16 protein-coding genes are annotated in these 23,937 nt (G+C 37.2%); 12 read left to right on the forward strand and 4 right to left on the reverse strand.

Annotated features, from left to right (window positions below; translation table 11 throughout):
• Positions 1-177: 177 nt before the first annotated feature.
• On the forward strand, positions 178-1,068 hold the full coding sequence (locus IPJ53_02790) for a DUF3667 domain-containing protein (protein MBK7798016.1): 891 nt from the start codon (positions 178-180) through the stop codon (positions 1,066-1,068).
• Positions 1,069-1,136: 68 nt separating this feature from the next.
• On the opposite strand, the gene groL is transcribed toward IPJ53_02790, so the two are convergent.
• Positions 1,137-2,771, reverse strand: a complete 1,635-nt coding sequence (groL, locus tag IPJ53_02795; GenBank protein MBK7798017.1) for a chaperonin GroEL — start codon at positions 2,769-2,771, stop codon at positions 1,137-1,139.
• 40 nt (positions 2,772-2,811) lie between these two features.
• Complete coding sequence (locus tag IPJ53_02800; GenBank protein MBK7798018.1) at positions 2,812-3,078, reverse strand: co-chaperone GroES; 267 nt, start codon at positions 3,076-3,078, stop codon at positions 2,812-2,814.
• A 299-nt stretch (positions 3,079-3,377) separates the two neighbouring features.
• On the opposite strand from IPJ53_02800, the gene carB reads away from it, so the two are divergent.
• The 3 genes from carB (at position 3,378) to IPJ53_02815 (ending at position 8,174) form a co-directional block, all read left to right on the forward strand.
• A complete protein-coding gene (gene carB / locus IPJ53_02805; protein ID MBK7798019.1) occupies positions 3,378-6,197 on the forward strand; it encodes a carbamoyl-phosphate synthase large subunit in 2,820 nt (939 codons plus the stop codon).
• A 73-nt stretch (positions 6,198-6,270) separates the two neighbouring features.
• Positions 6,271-6,906, forward strand: coding sequence for an ATP-binding cassette domain-containing protein (locus IPJ53_02810; protein MBK7798020.1), 636 nt, complete (start codon positions 6,271-6,273; stop codon positions 6,904-6,906).
• Entirely contained in the window at positions 6,903-8,174 is a 1,272-nt protein-coding gene (locus IPJ53_02815; protein MBK7798021.1) for an ABC transporter permease, read from the forward strand. The genes IPJ53_02810 and IPJ53_02815 overlap by 4 nt, the downstream gene beginning before the upstream one ends.
• Positions 8,175-8,184: 10 nt before the next feature.
• Here the strand turns inward: IPJ53_02815 and recO are convergent, their stop codons facing one another.
• Positions 8,185-8,907, reverse strand: coding sequence for a DNA repair protein RecO (recO, locus tag IPJ53_02820; protein MBK7798022.1), 723 nt, complete (start codon positions 8,905-8,907; stop codon positions 8,185-8,187).
• A gap of 62 nt (positions 8,908-8,969) precedes the next feature.
• The gene (locus IPJ53_02825) at positions 8,970-10,160 is read right to left on the reverse strand and encodes a proline dehydrogenase family protein (protein MBK7798023.1); all 1,191 of its coding nucleotides are present in this window, start codon (positions 10,158-10,160) and stop codon (positions 8,970-8,972) included.
• Between the two features lie 343 nt (positions 10,161-10,503).
• Here IPJ53_02825 and miaB point away from each other — a divergent pair, with 343 nt between their 5' ends.
• From miaB to IPJ53_02865, 8 genes are all read left to right on the forward strand, one after another.
• A complete protein-coding gene (gene miaB, locus IPJ53_02830; GenBank protein MBK7798024.1) occupies positions 10,504-11,922 on the forward strand; it encodes a tRNA (N6-isopentenyl adenosine(37)-C2)-methylthiotransferase MiaB in 1,419 nt (472 codons plus the stop codon).
• 6 nt (positions 11,923-11,928) lie between these two features.
• On the forward strand, positions 11,929-13,170 hold the full coding sequence (locus tag IPJ53_02835) for a sigma-54-dependent Fis family transcriptional regulator (protein ID MBK7798025.1): 1,242 nt from the start codon (positions 11,929-11,931) through the stop codon (positions 13,168-13,170).
• The gene (locus tag IPJ53_02840) at positions 13,167-13,652 is read left to right on the forward strand and encodes a hypothetical protein (protein ID MBK7798026.1); all 486 of its coding nucleotides are present in this window, start codon (positions 13,167-13,169) and stop codon (positions 13,650-13,652) included. Before IPJ53_02835 ends, IPJ53_02840 begins: the two co-directional genes overlap by 4 nt.
• Positions 13,653-13,660: 8 nt before the next feature.
• Entirely contained in the window at positions 13,661-14,545 is an 885-nt protein-coding gene (locus IPJ53_02845) for a hypothetical protein (GenBank protein ID MBK7798027.1), read from the forward strand.
• Between the two features lie 3 nt (positions 14,546-14,548).
• A complete protein-coding gene (gene secG / locus IPJ53_02850) occupies positions 14,549-14,824 on the forward strand; it encodes a preprotein translocase subunit SecG (GenBank protein ID MBK7798028.1) in 276 nt (91 codons plus the stop codon).
• A 100-nt stretch (positions 14,825-14,924) separates the two neighbouring features.
• Positions 14,925-15,848 carry a phosphoglycerate dehydrogenase gene (locus IPJ53_02855; GenBank protein ID MBK7798029.1) on the forward strand — a complete coding sequence of 308 codons (924 nt, stop codon included), beginning with the start codon at positions 14,925-14,927 and terminating at the stop codon, positions 15,846-15,848.
• Positions 15,849-16,024: 176 nt separating this feature from the next.
• A complete protein-coding gene (locus IPJ53_02860; protein MBK7798030.1) occupies positions 16,025-19,849 on the forward strand; it encodes a TonB-dependent receptor in 3,825 nt (1,274 codons plus the stop codon).
• A gap of 26 nt (positions 19,850-19,875) precedes the next feature.
• Complete coding sequence (locus IPJ53_02865) at positions 19,876-23,934, forward strand: hypothetical protein (protein ID MBK7798031.1); 4,059 nt, start codon at positions 19,876-19,878, stop codon at positions 23,932-23,934.
• Positions 23,935-23,937 lie beyond the last annotated feature (3 nt).

Consider the following 23,937-nt stretch of genomic DNA (forward strand, 5'->3'; position numbering starts at 1 on the left):
AGAATAAAAACAATTAATTGTTCCAATTGTGGGTATAATTTTATTCATGGAGAAAATTATTGTCCTTCATGTGGGCAAGAGAATCATGCTCCAAATCAGCCATTTAAGCATTTATTATTAGAGTTCTTCGAGTCGTTATTTCATTTCGACACTAAAATTTTCCTAAGCCTAAAATACTTGTTGTTTTATCCAGGCAGGATGACCCGTGAATTTCTTGAGAACAAACGCGCCCGGTTTGTGCCTCCAATCAGATTATATATTTTTATAAGTGTTATTTTTTTCATTTTCATCAACAGATTCTCAAACCAGGTAACCGAAGATATTGCAGATAATGGTAATTCTGGATTGGTTGAATTTAAGGATAAGCAGCCAAATCAGTCAATCGATTCGAGTGTTGTTGAGGTAGACTCGGTTAAAATTCAAAATATGGACAGCGTTAAGAGCGCGGATTATATCCAGACACCATTGACTGTTAAGAATAAGGAAAAATCAGGGGATATTAATTTTGGACTAAGTCAACAGTTTAGAATTTCTGAGGATGAATTGGATGAACTGGTAAAACTTCCCATTAAAGAAATTAAATATGATTCCATCCTTTTAGAAAAGAAAATTCCTAATAATTTTATTTACAGACAATTTTTGAAGCAATACATAAAAGCAAAAAAAGACAGCAGGACTTTTGGAATTAATCTTATACATACATTCGTGAAAAATACCACAATGGCAATGTTTTTTCTAATGCCATTTTTTGGATTGATTCTATTTCTACTGTATCTGGGAAAGGGGAAAAATTATTTTGAATACTTGATTTTTTCCATTCATTTTCACACAGCCGTATTTACATATTTAATTGTTGTTTTTATTTTGGATGTTTTTTTTAGTATGGATTGGGTTTACGGTTATTTATTTTGGGGATTTCTTTTATATCTATATTTTGCACTTAAGTGTTTGCATAATCAAAGAATTCCAACCACTGTTTTAAAAACTCTTGTTGCAGTATTAACTTATTCTATTGTATTGTTTTTTGGACTCATTATCTCTATTCTTTTAGGAGCATTTTTGGTGTAAAGTTCAATAAAAAAAAACGGGTAAACATTTTGTCTACCCGTTACTTGAATTCTTCAATTTATAAAAGATTACATCATTCCATCCATCCCTCCCGGATGTGCATGTGCATGACCTTTATCTTCTTTTGGTTTGTCACTGATAACACACTCAGTCATTAATAACATAGCGGCTATGGAAGCTGCATTTTCAAGAGCAATACGAGTAACTTTAGTAGGATCAATTACACCTGCTTTTTTAAGATCCTCATATTGTCCCGTACGGGCATTGTATCCATAAGCTCCCTTTTTAGCCTTCACGTGCATAACCACTACGGAAGCTTCGTCTCCTGAGTTTTCTGCAATGACTCTGAGCGGTGCTTCCAACGCTTTTCTAACAATGTCAATACCGAATTTCTCATCTTCATTAACTACATTCTTGATTTTTTCCAAAGCATCAATTGCTCTCACCAATGCTACTCCACCCCCGGCAACAATTCCTTCTTCTACTGCTGCCCGAGTTGCATGCAAAGCATCATCGACACGATCTTTCTTCTCTTTCATTTCAACTTCTGTAGCGGCCCCAACGTATAATACAGCAACTCCACCAGCAAGTTTTGCTAATCTTTCCTGAAGTTTTTCTTTATCATAATCTGAAGTAGTCCCTTCTATCTGTTGTTTGATTTGATTGATTCTTGCTTCAATCATTTTTTTGGTGCCCTTTCCATTTACAAGGGTAGTATTATCTTTATCCACCTCGATTTTTTCAGCCTGGCCAAGGTGCTCTAATTCTGTACTCTCAAGCTTATATCCTTTTTCATCTGAAATAACAGTACCATTGGTTAGAACTGCTATATCCTCCAGCATAGCTTTTCTGCGATCTCCAAAACCAGGAGCTTTTACTGCTACTACTTTTAGATTTGCGCGAAGTCTATTGACAACAAGAACGCCCAGTGCTTGACTGTCTACGTCCTCAGCTACGATTAATAAAGGTCTTCCTGATGAAACTACTTTCTCAAGAATGGGAACGATCTCCTGCATATTGGAGATTTTTTTATCAGTAATCAGAATATATGGATTATCATATTCAGCGATCATTTTCTCAGCATTCGTTATGAAGTACGGTGAAAGATACCCTCTGTCAAACTGCATTCCAATTACTTCATCAACATAAGTATGCGTTCCTTTGGCTTCTTCTACGGTAATTACACCATCCTTAGTGACTCTTTTCATCGCATCTGCTATCAGACCTCCGATTTCCTCATCATTGTTTGCAGAAATAGAACCAACTTGTTTAATTTTATTAAAGTCGTTTCCAATTTGTTCTGACTGCTTTTTTAAATCAGCAGTGATGGCCAATACAGCTTTGTCAATTCCCCTTTTCAAATCCATTGGATTTGAACCACCGGTAACATATTTAAGACCTGCATTTACCATAGATTGAGCCAATACAGTTGCTGTTGTAGTACCATCACCAGCAATGTCAGCAGTTTTAGATGCCACTTCTTTAATCATTTGTGCACCCATGTTTTCTACTGCATCTTCAAGTTCAACTTCCTTTGCAACTGTGACCCCGTCTTTTGTAATTTGAGGTGCACCAAATGATTTCTGGATCACCACATTTCGTCCTTTAGGTCCAAGTGTTACTTTAACCGCATTCGCCAGCTTGTCAATTCCGCTCTTTAACTTTTCTCTGGCTTCACTATTGAAATTAATGTCTTTTGCCATAATATATAAAATTTAATAATATGTTTAAATGATTTAAAAATTACTCTATGATCACTAAAATGTCATCTTCTCTCATAATCAGATAGTCGACACCTTTATAGGAAAATTCCTGTCCGGCATATTTTCCATACAATACAACATCCCCTTTGGTTACAGTCATCATATTACCCTCCTTACCCGGACCAACAGCAATAACTTCACCTCTCTGAGGTTTTTCCTTTGCAGTATCCGGAATAATTATTCCCCCTTTTGTTTTTTCATCGGCCGCTGCCGGTTTTACGATCACTCTATCATTAATTGGTTTCATAAAATATAGATTTATTAAAAAGTTATACAAAAAATGTCCCTGGTGGACATACTCAAGTCATTAAAACTGTGCCAATCAGATAAAGTTGAAAATCTGTCAGATTTTTCTGTCAAAACAAGAGTTTTTATCCAAAATTTAATTTATTTGCAAATAATTAACAAAAAATAGACTTACATTTTGTCATGTTTCTATAAAAACAGAATTTTTTGCTAAAAAACAGCCTCAAAAAATGATTTTTTGGTATTTGATTTTTTAAATATGTAATGCCCTTGAGAACTTATCTTTGCGCAAATTTTTATATGCCCAAGGATAGTTCAATTAAATCCGTCCTGATCATAGGGAGCGGGCCCATCATCATAGGACAAGCCTGCGAATTTGATTATTCAGGTACTCAGGCTGCCAGGTCTTTGAGAGAAGAGGGGATTGAAGTCAGTTTGATTAATTCCAATCCTGCAACCATTATGACAGATCCAGTAATGGCTGATCACATTTATTTATGGCCACTTACGGTTGAAAGTATTATTAAGATTCTGGAGGAAAGACAGATCGATGCTGTTTTACCAACCATGGGTGGACAAACGGCCTTAAATCTTGCTATAGAGGCGGATAAACAGAACGTTTGGAAAAAATACAATGTAAGAATGATTGGAGTCGATATAGAAGCCATCGAACTTACAGAAGACCGTGAGAAGTTTAGAGCCCACATGGTAAAATTAGGTATCGGAGTAGCTCCATCCCAAATTGCAAATTCGTTTCTTGAAGGAAAAGAGGCCGCCCAGCACATAGGTTTTCCTCTTGTAATTCGGCCTTCTTTTACACTTGGCGGCACAGGGGGTAGTTTCGTACATAAGCAAGATCAGTTTGATGACGCCTTGCGCCGTGGATTGGACGCTTCTCCAACACACGAAGTATTAATTGAGAAGGCTGTTTTAGGATGGAAGGAATTTGAATTAGAGTTACTGAGGGATCAAAAGGATAATGTTGTGATCATTTGTACGGTCGAAAATCTTGACCCAATGGGCATCCATACAGGTGATTCGATTACAGTCGCACCTGCCATGACCTTATCTGATACAGGATTTCAAATGATGAGAGATTATGCCATCACTATGATGAGATCGTTGGGCAATTTTTCTGGAGGCTGTAATGTACAGTTTGCTCAAAATCCCGCTAATGAGGAATTAATTGCAGTAGAAATTAATCCGAGAGTAAGTCGTTCAAGTGCTTTGGCGAGTAAGGCTACGGGTTATCCAATAGCTAAAATTGCGGCAAAACTTTCATTGGGTTATACATTGGATGAATTACCAAACCAAATTACCGGAACAACAAGTGCATTGTTCGAACCCTCTCTAGATTATGTAATTGTCAAAATGCCAAGATGGAATTTTGAAAAATTCTGGGGAGCTGATTCAAGGTTAGGGTTGCAGATGAAATCTGTAGGAGAAGTCATGGCAATAGGGCGTTGTTTTAATGAAGCACTCCAGAAAGCCTGTCAAAGTCAAGAAAATGACCGTCATGGCCTGGGAGCAGATAAAAAAGAGTGGTTCAATACTCAGGATATTTTGGAAAGATTGGAAAAAGTAAGTGATGACCGGATTTACAGACTAAAAGATGCACTTCGTCTGGGAGTACCGGAAAAAACTGTCCAAAAGTTGACGGGAATTGATCCCTGGTTTATTCGGGAAATTAAAAAGTTGGTCCAAATGGAGGAGCAATTGTTAAAGTACAACCTTCCAGAAGATATTCCTGCGGACTTTTTTCTTGAATTAAAGAAAAATGGTTATTCTGATTCCCAAATTGCATGGATATTACGTGTGGAAGATAAGGATGTAACCAAATTTCGCAAAAAAATAGGATTACACAGAATCTATAAAACGGTTGATACTTGTGCAGCCGAATTTCCGGCTAAAACGCCTTATTTCTATTCCTGTTATGATCAGGAAAATGAAAGCATCGTTACTACAGATAAGAAGAAAATTATTGTTTTAGGATCAGGCCCGAATAGGATAGGACAGGGTATTGAATTTGATTATTGTTGTGTTCATGGGGTGATGGCTATTAAAGAAACGGGGATGGAAGCCATCATGGTGAATTGCAATCCCGAAACGGTATCAACAGATTTTGATCTGGCAGACAAATTATACTTTGAACCAATTTATTGGGAGCACATTGAAGAAATCATTGATCACGAAAAACCAGATGGTATCATTGTTCAATTGGGCGGGCAAACGGCTTTAAAACTGGCTGAGCGGATTCACAACAAAGGAATTCGTTTGGTAGGCACAAGTTTTAACAGTATGGATATAGCAGAGGATCGCGGTAGATTTTCAGACTTGCTAAAAGAAATGGAAATTCCTTATCCAATTTATGGAGTTGCAACAGATGCTGATGAAGCGCTGGAAGTTGCACGTAAAATATCTTATCCTGTTTTGGTAAGACCTTCATATGTACTTGGAGGACAAAGAATGCGTATTGTTATTAACGATGAAGAGTTGGAAAGGCATGTGCTGTCTATTTTCAAACATATGCCTGACAATAAAGTGCTCATTGATCAATTTCTTGAACGAGCAAAGGAAGCAGAGATCGATGCAATATGTGATGGAGATGAAGTTCATATTATGGGAATTATGGAACATATAGAACCTGCTGGAATACATTCAGGTGATAGTTCTGCAGTTTTACCTACCTACAGCCTCTCTGAAAAGAGTATTGAGACCATGATCGAATATGCAAAAAGGATTGCCTTCAAGCTAGAAATCAAAGGTTTGATCAATATTCAATTTGCCATTAAAGGTGAACAGGTTTATGTAATTGAGGCAAATCCCAGGGCTTCAAGAACTACCCCATTTATAGCAAAGGCTTATGAAGTGCCTTATTTGAATATTGCTACAAAAGTAATGTTGGGTACGCATAAGTTAAAGGATTTTTCAATCACTCATAAATTAAAGGGGTACGCTATTAAAGTTCCTGTATTTTCATTTAATAAGTTTCCTGGTGTTGATATTAGTCTCGGTCCAGAAATGAAATCTACAGGTGAGGCAATTTACTACATAAAAGATTTGCATGACCCATTCTTTAGAGATTTAGATTCCAAACGATATATGTATCTAACCCGATAAAAATATTTATCAATTCGGTTGATGTTGATTTAGTATTTTCAATTTTATTATCAATAATAAATTATTTTGAGCCATGACACTTCATACCCATGGATTGGGAATTGATTTTAAGAATGGGAAATCCTTGAAATTTCCAGATTTGAGTTTGGTAAGTGGCGAAACACTTTTAATTCATGGTCCGTCAGGCAGTGGAAAAACCAGTCTGTTGCACATGATCTGTGGACTTATGAATCCTTCATTCGGAGAGGTAAAAATATTGAATCAAAATATCCAAAAATTATCAAAGTCTGAATTGGATTTTTTCAGAGGTCAGCACATTGGAATTTGTCTACAAAGGCCTATTTTTATTAAATCCTTGACCGTTCTGGAGAATCTTATTTTAGCAAGACATTTGGCCAAGAAAAGAGTAAGCGACCATAAAATAGTAATCAATTGGTTAGAGAAATTTAATTTAATTAATTTAAAAAACCGCAAAACATTTTCGTTGTCACTTGGTGAGCAACAACGTCTTATGTTTATAAGGGCTTTGGTGACAGAACCTGATTTGATTCTTGCAGATGAGCCAACCTCTTCACTGGATGATGTCAATGCAGAATTGATTGCCGATGTCTTATTAAATAGTTGCCATGATCAAAAAGCCACTTTGGTTGTCGTCAGTCATGATGCAAGGTTAAAGTCAAAGTTTTCTAACCAAATCTCTTTGCGATGAATCTATTTTATCTGGCTTGGAAAAATCTAATGCTCAGACCCGCCAGGTTTCTGTTTGTGGTATTGCTCATGAGCATTGCGGCAAGTTTGGGTTTATTAATCCTTTTGGTGAATGAGCAATTTAGTCAACATTTGGGCAAAAGTAGTGAACACATCGACCTCATATTATGTAGTAAAGGAAGCCCATTACAATCTGTTATGTGCAATGTTATGTATGTAGATGCACCTACTGGAAATATTTCTACAAATGAGTTAAAGCCATTTTTAAATCCTAAGCATCCATTAATCGAACAAAGTATTCCAATATCCAGTGGGGATAGTTATGAAGATTATAGAATTATCGGAACCACCTTTGAATATTTTCCATTTATGCAACTGAAAATAGGAGAAGGAGTTTTTTTTGAAAATGATTTTGATGCAGTGCTTGGTTCAGAAGTGGCCAAAGCTCAACATTTAAAAGTTGGGGATAAAATTCAATCAAACCATGGTTTGGTAAAAGAGGATGCATTGCATAAACATGATCAGGCTCTGACTATCAAAGGAATTTTGGAATCAAGCGGAACTATAAAAGACAGATTAATTTTTACCAATATTTCCACTTATTGGTCCATGCATCATGATGAAGTTGCCGAAGAGGAACAGGAAATACATCCTCATTCAGAGAATGATAGCCTACAGCATACTGTTAATTCAAAGGAGGATTTGAATAATTCCAAAGGTGGAGCTATAACTGCCTTATTGTTAAAGTTCAAAGGCAATAATATCCAAACTCTAAATTTTGGAAGAAATATTAATCAGAACACAGGACTTATGGCAGTTAATCCGGCAATAGAAATCAGCAGATTATATGAAATAAGTGGTTCTGCCAGCGAGTTGTTTAATATTATAGGACTGATTCTTGGTGTGTTAGCCACTTTTGCAATCATCATCAATTTATTTCAAGCATTTGAAGAAAGAAAGATAGAGATGGCCATAATGAGATTGGGGGGAGCAGGAAAAATGTATTTGTTTGTCTTAATGATGATCGAAGGATTGATGATCAGCATTATAGGAATTTTGATTGCAATTATTATAGCACATGGCAGTTTGGAAATTGCATCTGGGTATTTTAATTTGGGAGAGAAGTTTAATATTTCTGGCAGATATTTTTCAAAAGACGAAGTCAAGATTATAATTGGAGGACTTTTAATTGGAGCCTTTTCAGCTGCATGGCCAGCTGTCAAAGCTTACAAACAGGATATTCATAAAGTTATTTCTTCGATGAATTAGGTATAAACTTTCAGAGAATAGATCTAAAAATATCAGGTGAATTGAGTAACCCGAAATTTTCAATATGAATTCTGTAGTACAGGGCAAGACTGTCCAACATTTTCCTTCGATCCAATTTATTTAATTTAATTGGAATGGTTTGTTGGGAATCCGTCTCACTTAATAAGCCATGCAAGTATTGACTTAAAACAGGCTCAAGGTGGTAAGGACTTTGAATCATGTAGGAACAAAATTGACCATTTTCCAAATCAAAAGAATTGTCTGTTCCAGAATAATTATTTGCAGGCTGGAAGCCAAGAATTTTTGTTAATCTGATTAAAAATTTTAAATGAAAATCAGGATCCGCAATTTCTTGTTTATCCAAAATAATTAAGCATCTTTGGATGAATTGAAACAGCTCTGGATTAGGGTGGTTGTCTTTTATTGTTTTGCGACAAATTTCCAATATAAAAGTAGAAATTGCTGATTTTACCAAATTGAAATTAATGTCCTGATAAATATAGGCATATTGCACTTCTTTTAAGCGATGAAGATTTTTTTGTTCGTTAAAATATGCAATTAATTCAATAATGTTTCCTGCACTTAGAATAGCCGCTAGCCTTTGATCTCCTTTTTTGTAAACACTGTTGATGAGGAATGAATGTAATCCCTGGTCTTCAGTAAAAATATCAAGAATTAGGCTAGATTCCTTATATTTTAAAGCTTTAAGTACAATTCCCTTGGTGCGGATCATCTTTAAGACAGTAAGAAATTCATTACTGTAAAAATATTAGGTAAGGGAGTATCATTACACTACTAAAGTAAACCTCTTCTTTTCATTTCCTTGGTCAACAAGTTTAATTCCCGGCTCATGTCACCGGTAACGCTGGTGTTTTCCTGTGCCCTTCTTGTAAGATAGGGAGTAACTTCTCTGATAGGACCATAAGGTACATATTTTGCAACATTATATCCCTGAGCTGAAAGATTGAATGTAATATTATCACTCATCCCATACAATTGGCAGAAATTCATGTGTGGATGATCTCTTGAAATCTGATTTTGCGTCATGAGGTCCACTTGCAACAAGTTACTTTCCCAATTGTGACTGGAATTACATAAGCTAATTTGATCAATGTTATCAATGCAAAATCTAAGTGCATCATTATAATCACCATCGGTTGAGGATTTATCAGGCTGAATTGGATCTGGATACCCTTTATCCTCAGCTCTCTTCCGTTCTTTCTCCATATAGGCTCCTCGGACAATTTTAACACCTAAAATAAAATTATTTTCCTTTGCCAATTTTAGATTATCCTTCAGGTAATTAAGTCTGTCCTTTCGATACAGCTGATATGTATTGTACAAAATCGGCTTCTCTTTATTATAGATGGCCATATATTTTAAAACCAACTGATCAATTGGATCTTGAATCCAACTTTCTTCTGCATCAACAAATATTGAAACACCCATTTCATGAGCCTTCTTACACAACTGGGCAAAACGATTTTCAAGCCTTTGAAATTGATTTTTTTCTAATTCACTCAGATTTTCTCCTGATTGTATTTTTTCAAGTAAGTTTACTGAAACATAGCCTGTTAGTTTTGTTGAAATCACTGGAACATTGGGATTGCTGCAGGCAAATTCTATTGCTTTGATATTTTCCGCCAAGGTATGTTCAAAATCTTCTTCTTTCTCTTTAGCCTCTACTCCAAAGTCCAGAATCGTAAGTGTGTTTCTAAAATTCAGACGGTCGACCACTTTTTGACATTCAAAAAGATTTGTCCCACCACAAAACTGAAAAAATATCGTTTCTCTGATAAAAGGGTCTCCTATTCCAAATGGCATCTTAGCAGCCAGGTTACCAAAGAGGGAACCCAGTTTAACTAAAGTAGGATTATTCATCAGCTGAAATAATCTGTAAGTTTTTATAAGCTCCTTATTTGATTTATAGGAAAATGCAATTTCCGTATTGTTGAAATCGAGTTTCGGGTCTCCAGAATCTGACATAAATATATTTGAACAGTTATTTTGTTAAATGAAATGTAATTAAGAATCAAAAAACCATTCAAAAATAGCCTTTTTTTGCCACCCTTTTGTAACAAATTGAAAGAACCTATAAAATTATTTTCAAATCTGAATTTTGACAATTAGGTGCTTAATGAATGATGACGTTAAATGCAAATTGCTTGACATTTTAGAATCACCATTAAACTAGGTTTTTAACTTTAAGTATTTGATATTTAATTATATATATATGTTTAAATATCCTACAAGTCTTTTAGGTGTTTCTGACAATTTGTCATTTCCTTGCAAAAGAGTTATATTTGTCCTCTTTTTTTGAAATCAAATGATGTACCATCAAGATTCTAACCATTCTATATTGGAAGAAAATCGCCAAGGGGAAGCTCTTGCTTACAAAAGGGAAAGTGAGCAAACTAACTCCCGGTATTTTTATATAGAGAGTTATGGCTGCCAAATGAATTTTAGTGATTCTGAGATTGTCGCATCCATCCTTTCAGATGAAGGCTTGCAATCCACCAAGGACTTTCAACTTGCCGAGCTTATTCTGCTTAATACTTGCTCCATCAGAGAAAAGGCTGAAGAAACAGTCCGCAAGCGTCTTAAAGACTTTGCCAAACTCAAAAAGAGTAAGCCGGAGTTACTTATTGGAGTGTTGGGTTGTATGGCAGAACGTCTGAAATCAAAATTTCTTGAAGACGAAAAACTTGTCGACATAGTGGTTGGACCTGATGCCTACCGAGATTTACCACGTTTGGTGAATCAAGCTATGGATGGTGATAAAGCCATCAATGTCTTTTTATCCAGGGAAGAAACTTATGCAGATATAGCTCCATTGAGATTGGACAGTAATGGGATTACTGCATTTATTTCAATTATGAGAGGATGCGATAATATGTGCTCCTTTTGTGTGGTTCCATACACTCGTGGAAGGGAAAGAAGCAGAAGTGCTTTTACAATTATGGCTGAGGCAGAGGATCTCTTTTCCAAAGGATTTAGAGAGGTAACCTTGCTAGGACAAAATGTGGATAGCTATAAATGGGAAAACCCGGAGACAGGGCAACTAATTAATTTTGCTAATCTCCTTGAAATGATTGCAGAGATAAATCCATTGCTCAGGGTAAGATTTTCAACTTCACATCCGAAAGACATTACAGATGAGGTGTTGCATACCATTTCAAAATTTGATAATATTTGTAAATATATTCACCTTCCTGTTCAATCAGGATCCAGCAGGATCCTTAAATTGATGAACCGAACCTATGATCGAGAATGGTATTTAAACCGTATCGCTTCTATAAAAAATATAATACCTGAATGTGCCGTGTCCTCTGATGTAATTACAGGATTTTGCAGTGAGACTGAAGAGGATCATCAGGATACACTTTCAATCATGAAATGGTCAGACTACAGTATGTCTTACATGTTCCATTATTCAGAAAGACCAGGGACTCCTGCTGCCAAAAAATTAAAGGATGATGTTTCGTTGGATGTTAAAAAAAGAAGGCTTAGTGAAATTATCAGACTTCAGAATCAATTAAGCTATCAGCATAATCAAAGAGATGTTGGTAACATTTTCAATGTTCTGATAGAAGGTGATTCAAAGCGATCCGATCAAATGTTTAAAGGCAGGAATTCACAAAATAAAATGATTGTATTTCCCAAAAAGGCTGGACTTCAGGTTGGGGATTATGTTTCAGTTAGAGTTGAATCCGCATCAAGTGCTACACTTAACGGTGTGATAGTCTAGAAATATATGGAAAGTGTTCAGGCAGTTAAACAACGATACGGAATTTATGGGAGATCTGATAAGCTTAATCAGGCTCTTGACACTGCCATTCGTGTAGCAACGACTGATCTTACTGTTTTGATTTTTGGAGAAAGTGGTACAGGAAAAGAGGTGTTTTCAAAAGTAATCCATAACCTGAGCCCTAGAAAACACAATCAGTTTATCGCTGTGAACTGTGGTGCGATTCCTGCGGGTACGATTAACTCTGAACTTTTTGGCCACGAAAAAGGATCTTTTACCGGAGCTACTTCAGATCGAAAAGGCTACTTTGAAACGGTTGATGGGGGAACTATTTTCCTGGATGAGATAGGAGAAATGCCCCAAGATACTCAGGCCTTTTTACTGAGAGTGTTAGAATCCGGCGAATTCATACGTGTTGGTTCTTCTAAAACACTCAAAACAAACGTCAGGGTGATTGCCGCTACCAATGTTAACCTTTTAGAAAAAGTGCGACGTGGTAAATTCAGAGAAGATCTTTATTATCGATTAAATACAGTTCCTATAAGGGTGCCTTCGCTAAAGGAAAGAAGAGAGGACATACTAATATTCTTTAGGAAATTTGCACAGGATTTTGCTGAAAAATACCGGACCAGTCCGATAGAACTGGAGGATGCCTCTGAGTCTTTAATAGAAAATTATGCATGGCCCGGAAACATAAGGGAACTCCGCAATGCTGTTGAGCAATTATCCGTGCTATCAGATCGAAAAAATATAAGTCCGAATGATTTACTCCGAATCATTCCTGATATTCATCAGACTAACTTACCCTCCATTGGCAGTAACGATCAGGCTGGAGAAGCTACTGGTTACCATGAACGTGAAATTTTATATAAACTGCTTTTTGACATGAAGCAGGACTTGAACCAATTAAAAACCATGTTTGTCCAAATGGTACAAGCCAATGATTTAGAAATGCCACCATCAATGGATAAAGGTATCACAGTCATTCCCAATAATTCTTCTCCTGCATGGCCATCTTATACAAGTACAAGCCATACCGAAAGACCGATCATTATCCAAAAGAATAAGGACGAATTTGAGAATGTGGAATTGGTAGAAGAACATTTATCTTTGGACGATATGGAAAAGGATATGATCCTGAAAGCGCTCAAAAAATTTAATGGAAAAAGGAAGGATGCAGCGGATGAATTAGGGATCTCGGAACGAACTTTGTATCGAAAAATTAAGCAATTTTCCATCGAAATATGAAGCATTGTATATTGCTTGTTTGTTGTTTGTTTTATGGGTGCTATTCCTTTAAAGGAACCAGTATAGATCCGGAAATTCAATTCTTCAATGTTGAACCTATTAAAGACATATCTGCTTCTGCACCCGGTTATTATCCAAATGATTTTGCTGAAGCTCTAAACAATAAAATTCGTAGAGAATCCAGGTTAGTTTTTAACGCAGCCAATCCTGACATTGTATTCAAAATCAAGATTACTCAATACTCAGTCAGCTCTCAAGCTCCTATAGCCGGATCCTTTACCTCCATTAACAGACTCACTGTTACTCTTGAAGTCGTTTGTGAAAACACCAAGAACGAAAAGTCAAATTGGAATGCAAACTTTTCTAGATTTGAGGATTTTGATGCATCTCTCAATTTGAACACAGAAGAAAACAGGCTTTTAACCAACATCAATAAACTCTTGCTGGAAGATATTTTTAATAAAGCATTTTCCAATTGGTAATACTTTTTATGGAAGAAATTAATATTAAAAAAGAAGACCTTCAGGATATCGAAATCTTAAAAAGTAGATACCCTTTGGCCAATAATTTTTTTATTCATCTGGATCAAAATAATTTGGAAGCTGCAGATTTTAATTTTCAAAATACGCTCTACCGTAATTCTTTAAATTGGAATAAATTTTCAGATCAAAGTAAACCCGATCTACAAAATGTGTCAGATTCTGAAGAAAAAAAGAATGTTTTGACATCAGTAATTGTCGAGCGTACAGAAGAGCCTGAAATTTCTGAATCGGCAGAGACTATACAGGATTTTGAAGTCCAGACCGAACTTAAACCAGAACCTGTAATGGAAACTGGTTTGAAAATTCAGTCTATCCCTGAAAATTCAGCTCAGCCAATAGAATCTCGAAACGATGATCAATCAGAAGCACATTCTTCTGAAGTTGAGGAATCCAAAAAAACCATTATAACCAGATCTAAGAAGCCCAAAATCAATAAGTCTCTTTCACAAAAGCAAGCCCAACCATCTAAAAAGGCAGGCCAAATTGGTAATTCGGATAGTGGATTGTCTGAAAACAGTTCTGAAAAGAGCACAGACAGCTTTTATTCCTGGCTGAGCTTACTGGAAGAAATGAATCCAAAAAGAACCAAAGTTCAGAAGCAATCTAACCCAACCACCAAAGTTAGGAAGACCTCTAAAGGATTAGAAAAGATTCAATTGCTTGTTGAAGAAAGTCAACACCTAAAAGAGGAGGTAGTTTCCGAGACATTGGCCCAACTTCTTGATAAACAGGGCCATAAGGAAGAAGCCATTAAAATGTATGAAAAATTGTCCATTAAGTTTCCCGATAAAAGTGCTACCTTTGCAATCCTTATTAAAAAACTAAAATCCTGATCCATGCTTATTACGCTGATAACCATACTGATAGCCATTGATTGTGTACTTTTAATTGGCGTTGTATTGATCCAGAATCCTAAGGGAGGAGGTGTAGATTCTACTTTTGGCGGACAAAGTGCTAATCAAATGTTTGGGGCTGCAAGATCAGCTGATTTTATTGAAAAACTTACCTGGTATTTAGCTGCAATTCTTTTTGCATTGTGCATTTTGGTAGCTATTATGGCCGGGTCTGGCGCTGAAGTGGCTCCTTCAGTTCCAATTCCTCCTCCTCAATAGTCGGAATCTGCCAAATTTCTAGCTACTTCTTTTAAAATCTAATTTCAAATTCAGGATAAGTTGCATTTATTCCTAACTTGCTTCATGTAAATTGAAGTGTATGAGGATTCTGATAACAGATGATGTTCATCCCTGCCTGATTAGTGGTTTCAATATAAAAGGTTATTTTGTTGAATACTCTCCAGCCATCACTTTGAATGAAGTGCATGACATAATAGGAAGTTATGACGGAATTGTAGTGAATACCAAGGTCATAATGGATAAGGCATTGATTGACAAAGCTATTCATCTAAAATGTGTTGCTAGACTTGGGTCTGGCCTGGATACTTTGGATACACTCTATCTCAACCAAAAAGGAATTTATTATTTTAACACACCTGAAGCAAATTGTCAGGCAGTTGGAGAACACGCTCTTGCCAGCTTCCTTGCTTTGGCCCGCAACATTCTTCGAGCGGATCAGGAAGTGAGAAATTTTAGCTGGCACAGAGAGCTAAACAGAGGTTTTGAACTTGGATCCATGTGCTTTGGCATTATTGGCTGCGGGCATACCGGACAAGCGTTTATCCGCCTGTTAAAACCCTTTGGATGTCGGATTATTGTTTTTGATCCAAACAAAGTGCTTTCATTTGAAGATGACAATGTAGTGATAGCCAAAAACATGGATGAATTGCTTGATTGCTCAGTCATCAGTCTCCACGTTGATTTAAATTCTTCGACCAGACATCTCATTAATCAAAAATTTGTCGAAGATATGAAGCGCCCTTTTTATTTAATAAATACTTCCAGAGGGGCAGTTGTAAAAATAATAGACGTTGAAGAAGGACTTCAATCAGGCAAAATTTTAGGTGCTTGCCTGGACGTTTTTGAAAATGAAAAAACATCAACATTCAGTGAAGCTGAGCACAAACTGTACACTAGCCTATATTCTCGTAAAAATGTAATTCTCACACCCCACATTGCAGGTTGGACGTTTGAGTCAAAGCTAAAGATTGCGCAAGCTGTATTGAGTAAATGGCCGACCTAGTTTCTGGCCTTAAATGTTAAAGTTCACCTGATTTGGCTGCTGAGGGCAGCACTTTGTTCAGGTGGGCGTTTTGCCAATAGGAAGAAAATCCATAATAGAATGGCAAAACCCACATTTATTTAATAAAAATTCACTTTTGATGGAAATTAATTCACTAACACTTAAAATTTTACATCATGCGTAAAATATTAACTAACAATAAGATATGCTCCGATGATGGTTACTTCTGTGGGTATTTCTTATATTTTCAGGACCCCTTGTTAAAATGGGTTCTTTTGAAAAAACTTAAGAAATACTTAACATTGCAGACTTTTTGTACAAACAAAACAACTTCTAACCACATGAAGCTAAGACTACTATTCATTTTACTGACATTCTTCGCGTTAGGTCCAGTACTTATGGCCCAAACCAAACTTGAAGGAACAGTCAAAGACAGAGAAACAGGAGAACCCCTAATTAATGCAGCTGTTAAGGTATTTAAGGGAAAGGACCTTTACCAGGGTGTAATAACCGATTTTGACGGGAACTACAGTATAATCTTAGATCCCGGCAACTATAACGTGGAAGCAAGCTACGCGGGAAACACCCAAAAAATTGAAAGAGTCCAGGTAAATAGTGGAAAAGTTAACAAGCTGGATTTTAGCATTGCTTCTGGAGTTCAATTGGAAGCTGTAGAAGTAAAGGCCTATAAAGTGCCAATTATTGAAACAGACAAAACTACCAGTGATCAAACCATCACTGCGGAAGACATCAAAACGCTTGGGACACGTAACATTAATGCCATTGCCTCTACTGTATCAGGTGTATCCAGTGTGGATGGAGGAGATGTATCGATCAGAGGAGCCCGAACAGATGGAACAGTTTATTTTTTGGATGGGGTTAGGATCACAGGAAGAGCGCCATCCGCTGTTGATATTGAACAAGTAACGGTTATTAAAGGGGGACTTGAACCGCAATACGGGGATGTTACCGGTGGGATTATTGCTTTGACAACAAAAGGCCCATCTTCAGAATTTGCCGGATCTATTGAAGGAGAAACTTCTAACTACCTTGACCCATATGGTTACACATTTTTAAGTGGAAACATCAGCGGTCCAATTTATAAAAAGAACAATCGCTCCATTCTTGGTTTTCGCTTGTCTGGTCAATATACCAGATTGAAAGATGATGATCCTCCTGCGTTTGGCGATTATTTTGCAAAAGAAAGTACGATTGATCGACTCTCTCAGGATCCTGTCATTTCTTTTAAGGGAAATCCTGTAACCAATGCCTTCTTTTTGAAAGAAGGAGATGATGTTGAATTTAAGAAGTACAATCTGAATGATGAGAATACTGCTTATGATGTAACAGGAAAACTGGATATTAAGCCTAGTCAGAACATTGATTTAACCCTTTCAGGAACTTATTCAGATGTGAGTGATCGTTTTGTTCCTGGAGACGATATCATAGGAGGTGGTAACTGGCGCTTGCTGAATTGGGTGAATAATCCTACCAATCAAAATAATACCTACAGAGCTAACTTAAGATTTAGACACCGATTAGGAAGATTGGCTGACTTATCTCCTGAGGCACTTGCCAATGCTGAGCAAAACAAGAAAATATCCGTCATACAAAATGCTTACTATACCATTCAATTAGGGTATCAGAACAGAACCGGGCTAAGTCAGGATTTTCGCCACAAGGATAATTTCTTTGATTATGGCTTCGTGGGTCAGTTTCAACGAGAATGGATACCGACATTTAATGACAATTTGATAAATGATGGATACCTCGATAGAGTGGTTAAGTATACGCCTGGTGAAATCAATTCAGCATTTGCTAATTATAATAAAATACCTATTCGGGATACTGCTAATATTCAGTCTTATCCAGCATTTAATGGAAATGTAAGTTCATCTTTTTATGATACTTGGGGTGGGATTCACACCAATGTGGGCAGCGTTTACAATCGATACAGTAAATTTGACAACGACCTTTATTCTGCACAAATAACCAGTGGTTTTGATTTTATACCGGGTGGTTCTAAAAAAGGAAGACATAACATTCAGTTCGGAATACTGTTGGAACAAAGCATAAACAGAAACTACACTGTGATACCTTATAATCTCTGGAGATATGCACGATTATTGCAGAATGGTCACATTAAAAGTGGTGTAGATAGTAATGTAATTATAGGGTATACAAAAGTATTTAACCCACAGATTCAAGATTCTGTTGAAGTTCCTTATTTTAGAACATTAATCGAACTTAAGGATGAGTCGAAGTTTTATAAATCAATCAGGGCACTTCAATTTGCCAACATCTCATTAGATTCATCTCAATATCTATTTGCGGATGTGGATCGGTTTAGACCTTCAGATTTATCCCTGGATATGTTTTCAGCCGCGGAATTGACGGAGCAAAGTGCTGTTGGATTCAGTGGCTTTGATTATCTGGGCAACAAATTAAAAGGGAATGTGAAGTTTGAAGACTTCTTTAAACGGGACGCTAATGGAAGGCAGTCATTTGCCGTTGCTCCATTTTCTCCAATATATGCAGCAGGCTATCTTCAGGATAAATTTACTTACAAGGATATTATCTTCAGGGTTGGAGGTCGAGTAGATTACTATGATGCCAACACCAAAGTCTTAAAAGACCCATACAGTCTTTATGGAATCCTTGGTGCAAAATCCTTTCACGATCAGAAGGGCTCACCAAAACCTTCCACTATTGGAGATGAGTTCAGTGTTTACCTGGTTGACCAAGGTGCCCCTGATGTAAAGGCCTATCGTGATGGTGACCAGTGGTATTTTGCCAATGGTACCCCGGCAAATAACTCTTTGGCCATTTTCGGAGATAACAACCTTGTCTATCCGGCTTATATTCAACCTGCAGACACTCTCAGAGACATACGTGGTCAGTATTTTAAGGTCGATGAATCCTTTGAAGATTATAAGCCACAGATCAACTGGATGCCTCGTATCGCATTCTCTTTCCCAATTTCAGATGATGCCAACTTTTTTGCTCATTATGATATCTTGGTTCAAAGACCTACTTCCGATAATTTTGTATCTCCTCTTTCTTATTACTACTGGGATATAAACGGAAGAACTCCAAGTGCCAATGGAAATCTTAGACCATCGAGAAAAGTGGACTATGAAGTTGGATTTCAACAAAAAATTACCAATTCATCCTCTGTGGTGTTTTCAGCTTACTACAACGAGTTGAGGGATATGATTCAGATTACTACGCTGAGTAAAGTTGCTACAGTAGGAACCTATAACACATTTAGAAATCTCGACTTTGGAACAGTGAAAGGATTCAATTTCACTTATGATTTAAGAAGAGTTAATAATTTTGAATTCAATGCGGCTTATACTTTGCAATTTGCAGACGGAACAGGATCTGATGCACGATCTCAGGAAGGTTTGACCGGAAAAGGTATCAATATCAGAAATATATTTCCTTTTAATTACGATGAGAGACATCGATTCTCATTTAGTGCGGATTACAGGTATGCTTCCGGCAAACAGTACAACGGTCCCAGAATCGGTGGTCTTGATATCCTAGCCAATACAGGGGTTAACCTACTTTTGGTTACCGCTTCAGGAAGACCTTATTCACCGGGTTTGAATGTGGTAAGATATGACGGCTCTGGGTACAGAGGTTCTATAAATGGTGCCAGATTACCTTGGAATTTCAACATAGATTTTCGTGCAGATAAATACATTCAATTGACTAAGACTGATGCCAAACATCCGTTATTTTTAAATGTTTACTGCAGAGTTCAAAACTTGTTGAACACAAAAAATGTGATTGGTTTGTACCGGGGATCTTCTGATGCAGCTGATGATGGATATTTATCTTCCGGCAGGGGTGCTAATGACATTAATTCTGCTGTACAAACTTATGGCCAGGAAAATCTTCAGTATTTTATTGATTCCTACAATTGGGCTTTATTGAATCCTGACTTTTATACTTTGCCTAGGAGGATTTATATAGGAGCCATTTTTGAATTTTAATTTAATCATTATTGAAATCATTCGACATGAATAATAAATTTTTAATTTCTATAATATCGCTCTTGCTTAGCGTCCAGGTTTTTGCGCACATCCCTAAAAATTTGCAAAAACCACCTTTGAAGAGTAAATCTCTTCAAACCAGAAATGGTTCCTGCGCACCCGCAACTAAACAAATTGATCAGGAGATCAACAACGTGCGCGCCAGGCTACTAAATGGCGGGGATGTATGGTGGGATTTGACTAGAGGAAGATACATCGTTCCCAAGATCGAAGCAGGATCTGGCAAGCTTGAAGTTTCTTCCATATTTGCAGGGGGAGTTTGGGTCGGAGGATACGATCCGGCAGGTGCATTGAAATTCATGGGTCAAACTTATCGTAGGGCAACCCAAAATGATTGCTGGCCAGGACCATTGATGGAAAGTGGTGAAACCTGTACGGAAGATTGCAAAAATTGGGATCAGTTTTTTAAAGTTTCAGGGGATAATATAACTAAGCTGAAGAAGGCATGGGCAACTGCCAAAAAGGAAGGAAGGTCTGAGTTAAATCGTTCAGAAATTCCACTTGATATACTTTATTGGCCTGCAAAGGGAAATCCCTACTTTGAAGCAAGATATGGCTTTAAATTACCGGATGCCAGACAGGGCCTTGCTTTGTTTGATGACCTGAATTCCAGTGGGACCTATGATCCGCAAATGGGTGAATATCCAATCATTGACATTCGAGGATGTCCACTTGGAATTTTTCCTGACGAAATGATATTTTGGATTTACAACGATGCAGGCGGTATTCACACCAATACCCAGGGAGATCCTATACGCATGGAGGTTCAGGTACAGACATTTGCCTTTAGAACTGCAGACGAATTGAATGATATGACCTTCCAAAGGTATAAATTGATCAATCGAGCACCACAGGATATAAGAGATTGTTATTTTGCGATGTGGATAGATCCGGATCTCGGTTGTTACAGCGATGATTATGTTGGATGTGATACTACTTTAGTATTCAGAGCCAAGGATTCTGCCTTCAGACAAAGAGACCTCATGTATATCTATAACATTGATGCATCCGATGGAAGCAATGGATGTACCTGTGATCAAAATGTAAATACTTATTGTAACAACATTCCAATTCTTGGGGTAGATTATTTTAGAGGCCCTTTGGATGAAAATGGTAACGAGTTAGGGATGTCCTATTTTATGTATTACAATGGTCTAGGCTTGGGAGGGAATCCGCCACCTAATACAACTGATCCGACCACTTCTCAGGAATATTACAATTATATTACTGGAAGGTGGAAAGATGGCTCTCCCCTCACTGTAGGAGGGAATGGATACAATCCCGGAAGTACTAATTCAACCCGATATGCCTTCCCAGGAGCACCAAGTAATCAATCTGGCTGGAGTATGTGTACCACAAATGGAGGTAGCGGTGCCGGAGAAGGCGATCGACGTACCATTCAGGCATCCGGTCCGCTTGTGTTACAAACTGGTGCTGTAAATGAATTGATTATTGGGGTCCCTTGGGTCCCTGATCAGGTTTATCCTTGTCCAAGTCTGGATGAATTATTGAAAGCAGACCAATTATGCCAGGATCTTTTTGATAATTGCTTTAAGTTAAAAGATGGTCCTACAGCACCTGATGTTGACTTTGTGGAATTGGATCAGGAGATTATCATTCTGTTAAGCAATGATCCAAGTTCTAATAATTTTAACGAAGCCCACGAAGAAGCCGGTTTTGGTGTTCCACCGGGGAGAGATGGGTTGTACAGGTTTGAAGGATACAGGGTTTTTCAAATGTCCGGTCCGGATGTTTCTCTTTCAGATAAATCGTTGAACGATCCATCTTTGGTCAGAGAGATATTTACTGTAGACGTTAAGAATAAAATTAAAAAGGTTTATAACTGGGATGGAATAAAAAATCCAAATCCAAGTACTACCCACCCGATTGTTTATTATCCGGTGGAAAAAGTTTCCGGATTGGATGAAGGGGTAAGGCACAGTTTCAGTGTTAAGGATGATGCATTTGCTACCGGAATAAATAATTCTTTGATCAACCACAAAAAGTATTACTTCCTTGTAGTTGCTTACAGTTATAATAATTATGAGGATTTTAATCCAAAAGAAAATACCGGTCAAAGAGTTCAATATTGTCTTGGCCGATTAAATGTTGGACCTAACGGCGATGGTAAACCTTATGGAGCTACACCAAGACCTCAAATTTACGAATTGGTAAAATCAACTTACGGTGATGGATTACCAATCACACGATTGGACGGCCATGGTACAGGAAATAATTTTTTAAGATTGGCAGACGGAATGCATGATAAAATTCTTAATGGTAGTTTCAATGGAGTTATTGAATATCAGGCTGGTTCCGGACCAATAGAGATAAAAGTGGTTAATCCAATTAAAGTACAAAATGGTGAGTATGAAATAAAATTTGTGGACGCTTCTCCAAATAATGGAAAGTTGGACGAGCCTGTAACCTGGAGTTTAAAAAATGTGGCAGATCCTGCCAAAGTTATAGAGTCAAATTCCTCCATCACAAAATTCAATGAGCAGATTATCGCAGAGCTTGGAATTTCTGTTGGTATCGTTCAAACCGGTGATGCAGGCAGTGATCCGCTTGGAACGAATGGAATTATTGAGTCGGGGTTAGAGCAAGAATATAAGGATCCAAATGGTACTATTTGGTTTTTAGCCCAACCTGATAACAATGGACCATTTACCGATTTCATCAAAACTGCCTTAGGCCCTAATTCATTGTATAATCTTGATCCCCAGGAAAAATTTTCAAATCTTGGAGATGGAAATATCAATGGGGCTTGGTATCCTTATAGAATGGTAACGGGAGATACGCTGAATTTTACCCCTGCCTGGATGGGAGGATTCAACAAGACAATTGTATCATCCATTATGAAGTTAGATTCTTTAAATAATGTGGACATAGTATTTACTTCCGACAAGTCAAAGTGGTCTAGATGTGTGGTCATTGAATCCTGGAACTCTAACAATGGTTCAGAAACTGAGCCCACCTTCGGACTTAAAAACTTTGCGGTAAAGCAGCTTCCTTCCGTTGGTAAAAATGATGCAGACGGTGATGGTTATGCTGATCCGGATGGAGCTTTGGACAATGCAGGAAAACCACTTACAGGTATGGGTTGGTTTCCGGGATATGCTTTGGATGTAGAAACCGGCAAAAGATTGAATATTTTCTTTGCAGAAAATTCTTTCTATTCCAACGAAAATGCCCTGGTTCAGCCTTGTTTAAAAAATCAGAAAGGGGTGGGTAATGACTTGATGTGGAATCCTACTGATCAAATTTTTGCCAACAGTAGAGAAGCCAATTGTGGACTTCAAGGATTCTTAAATCTTGTATTTGGGGGTCACCATTACATTTATGTGACCAAGCAAAAATACGATTCATGTACTGCGCTTAGAAATAGATTATCTAATCCTACAAATACAAACATGAGTTTCGCCATCCGGGAAATTACCTGGTGTACCATGCCTTTAATGTTTGAAAAGACAAGTTTACTTCCGTTAGGTAAAGAAGCCACAGGATTAATTCCAAACGATGTTACTTTTAGATTAAGAGTGGATAATCCATACCAGGTTTCTTATGGAACCAATGAGAATTTTGGTCACAATTTATATCGGTTTAAGATTGAAGGAAAACAAGCTGATTTGGTTTCAACAAAAGAAGCATATGAAAATGCTTTGGACGACGTTAACGTTGTACCGAATCCTTACTACGGATTCTCTAATTACGAGTCTGGACAATTTAGTAATGTAGTCAAAATAACCAACGTTCCTCCGAAGTGTCAGGTTACCATTTATTCTATTGATGGGAAGTTCATCAAAGAATACAACCGTGATGAAAAGCCGGTTAAAATTGTAAGTGGCAGAGGAATAACAGAAAGACAAATTGGGCCAGATATTGAGTGGGATTTGACTAATTTCAGAGGTATTCCGGTGAGTAGTGGTGCTTATCTGATTTACATCAGGCAACCTGATACGGGTGCTGAGAGGATTGTGAAATGGTTTGGTGTAGCGAGAAAATTTGACCCATCTGGATTATAAAAT

Origin of the sequence: Candidatus Vicinibacter affinis, from assembly GCA_016714365.1 — a bacterium.
Lineage (GTDB): Bacteria > Bacteroidota > Bacteroidia > Chitinophagales > Saprospiraceae > Vicinibacter > Vicinibacter affinis.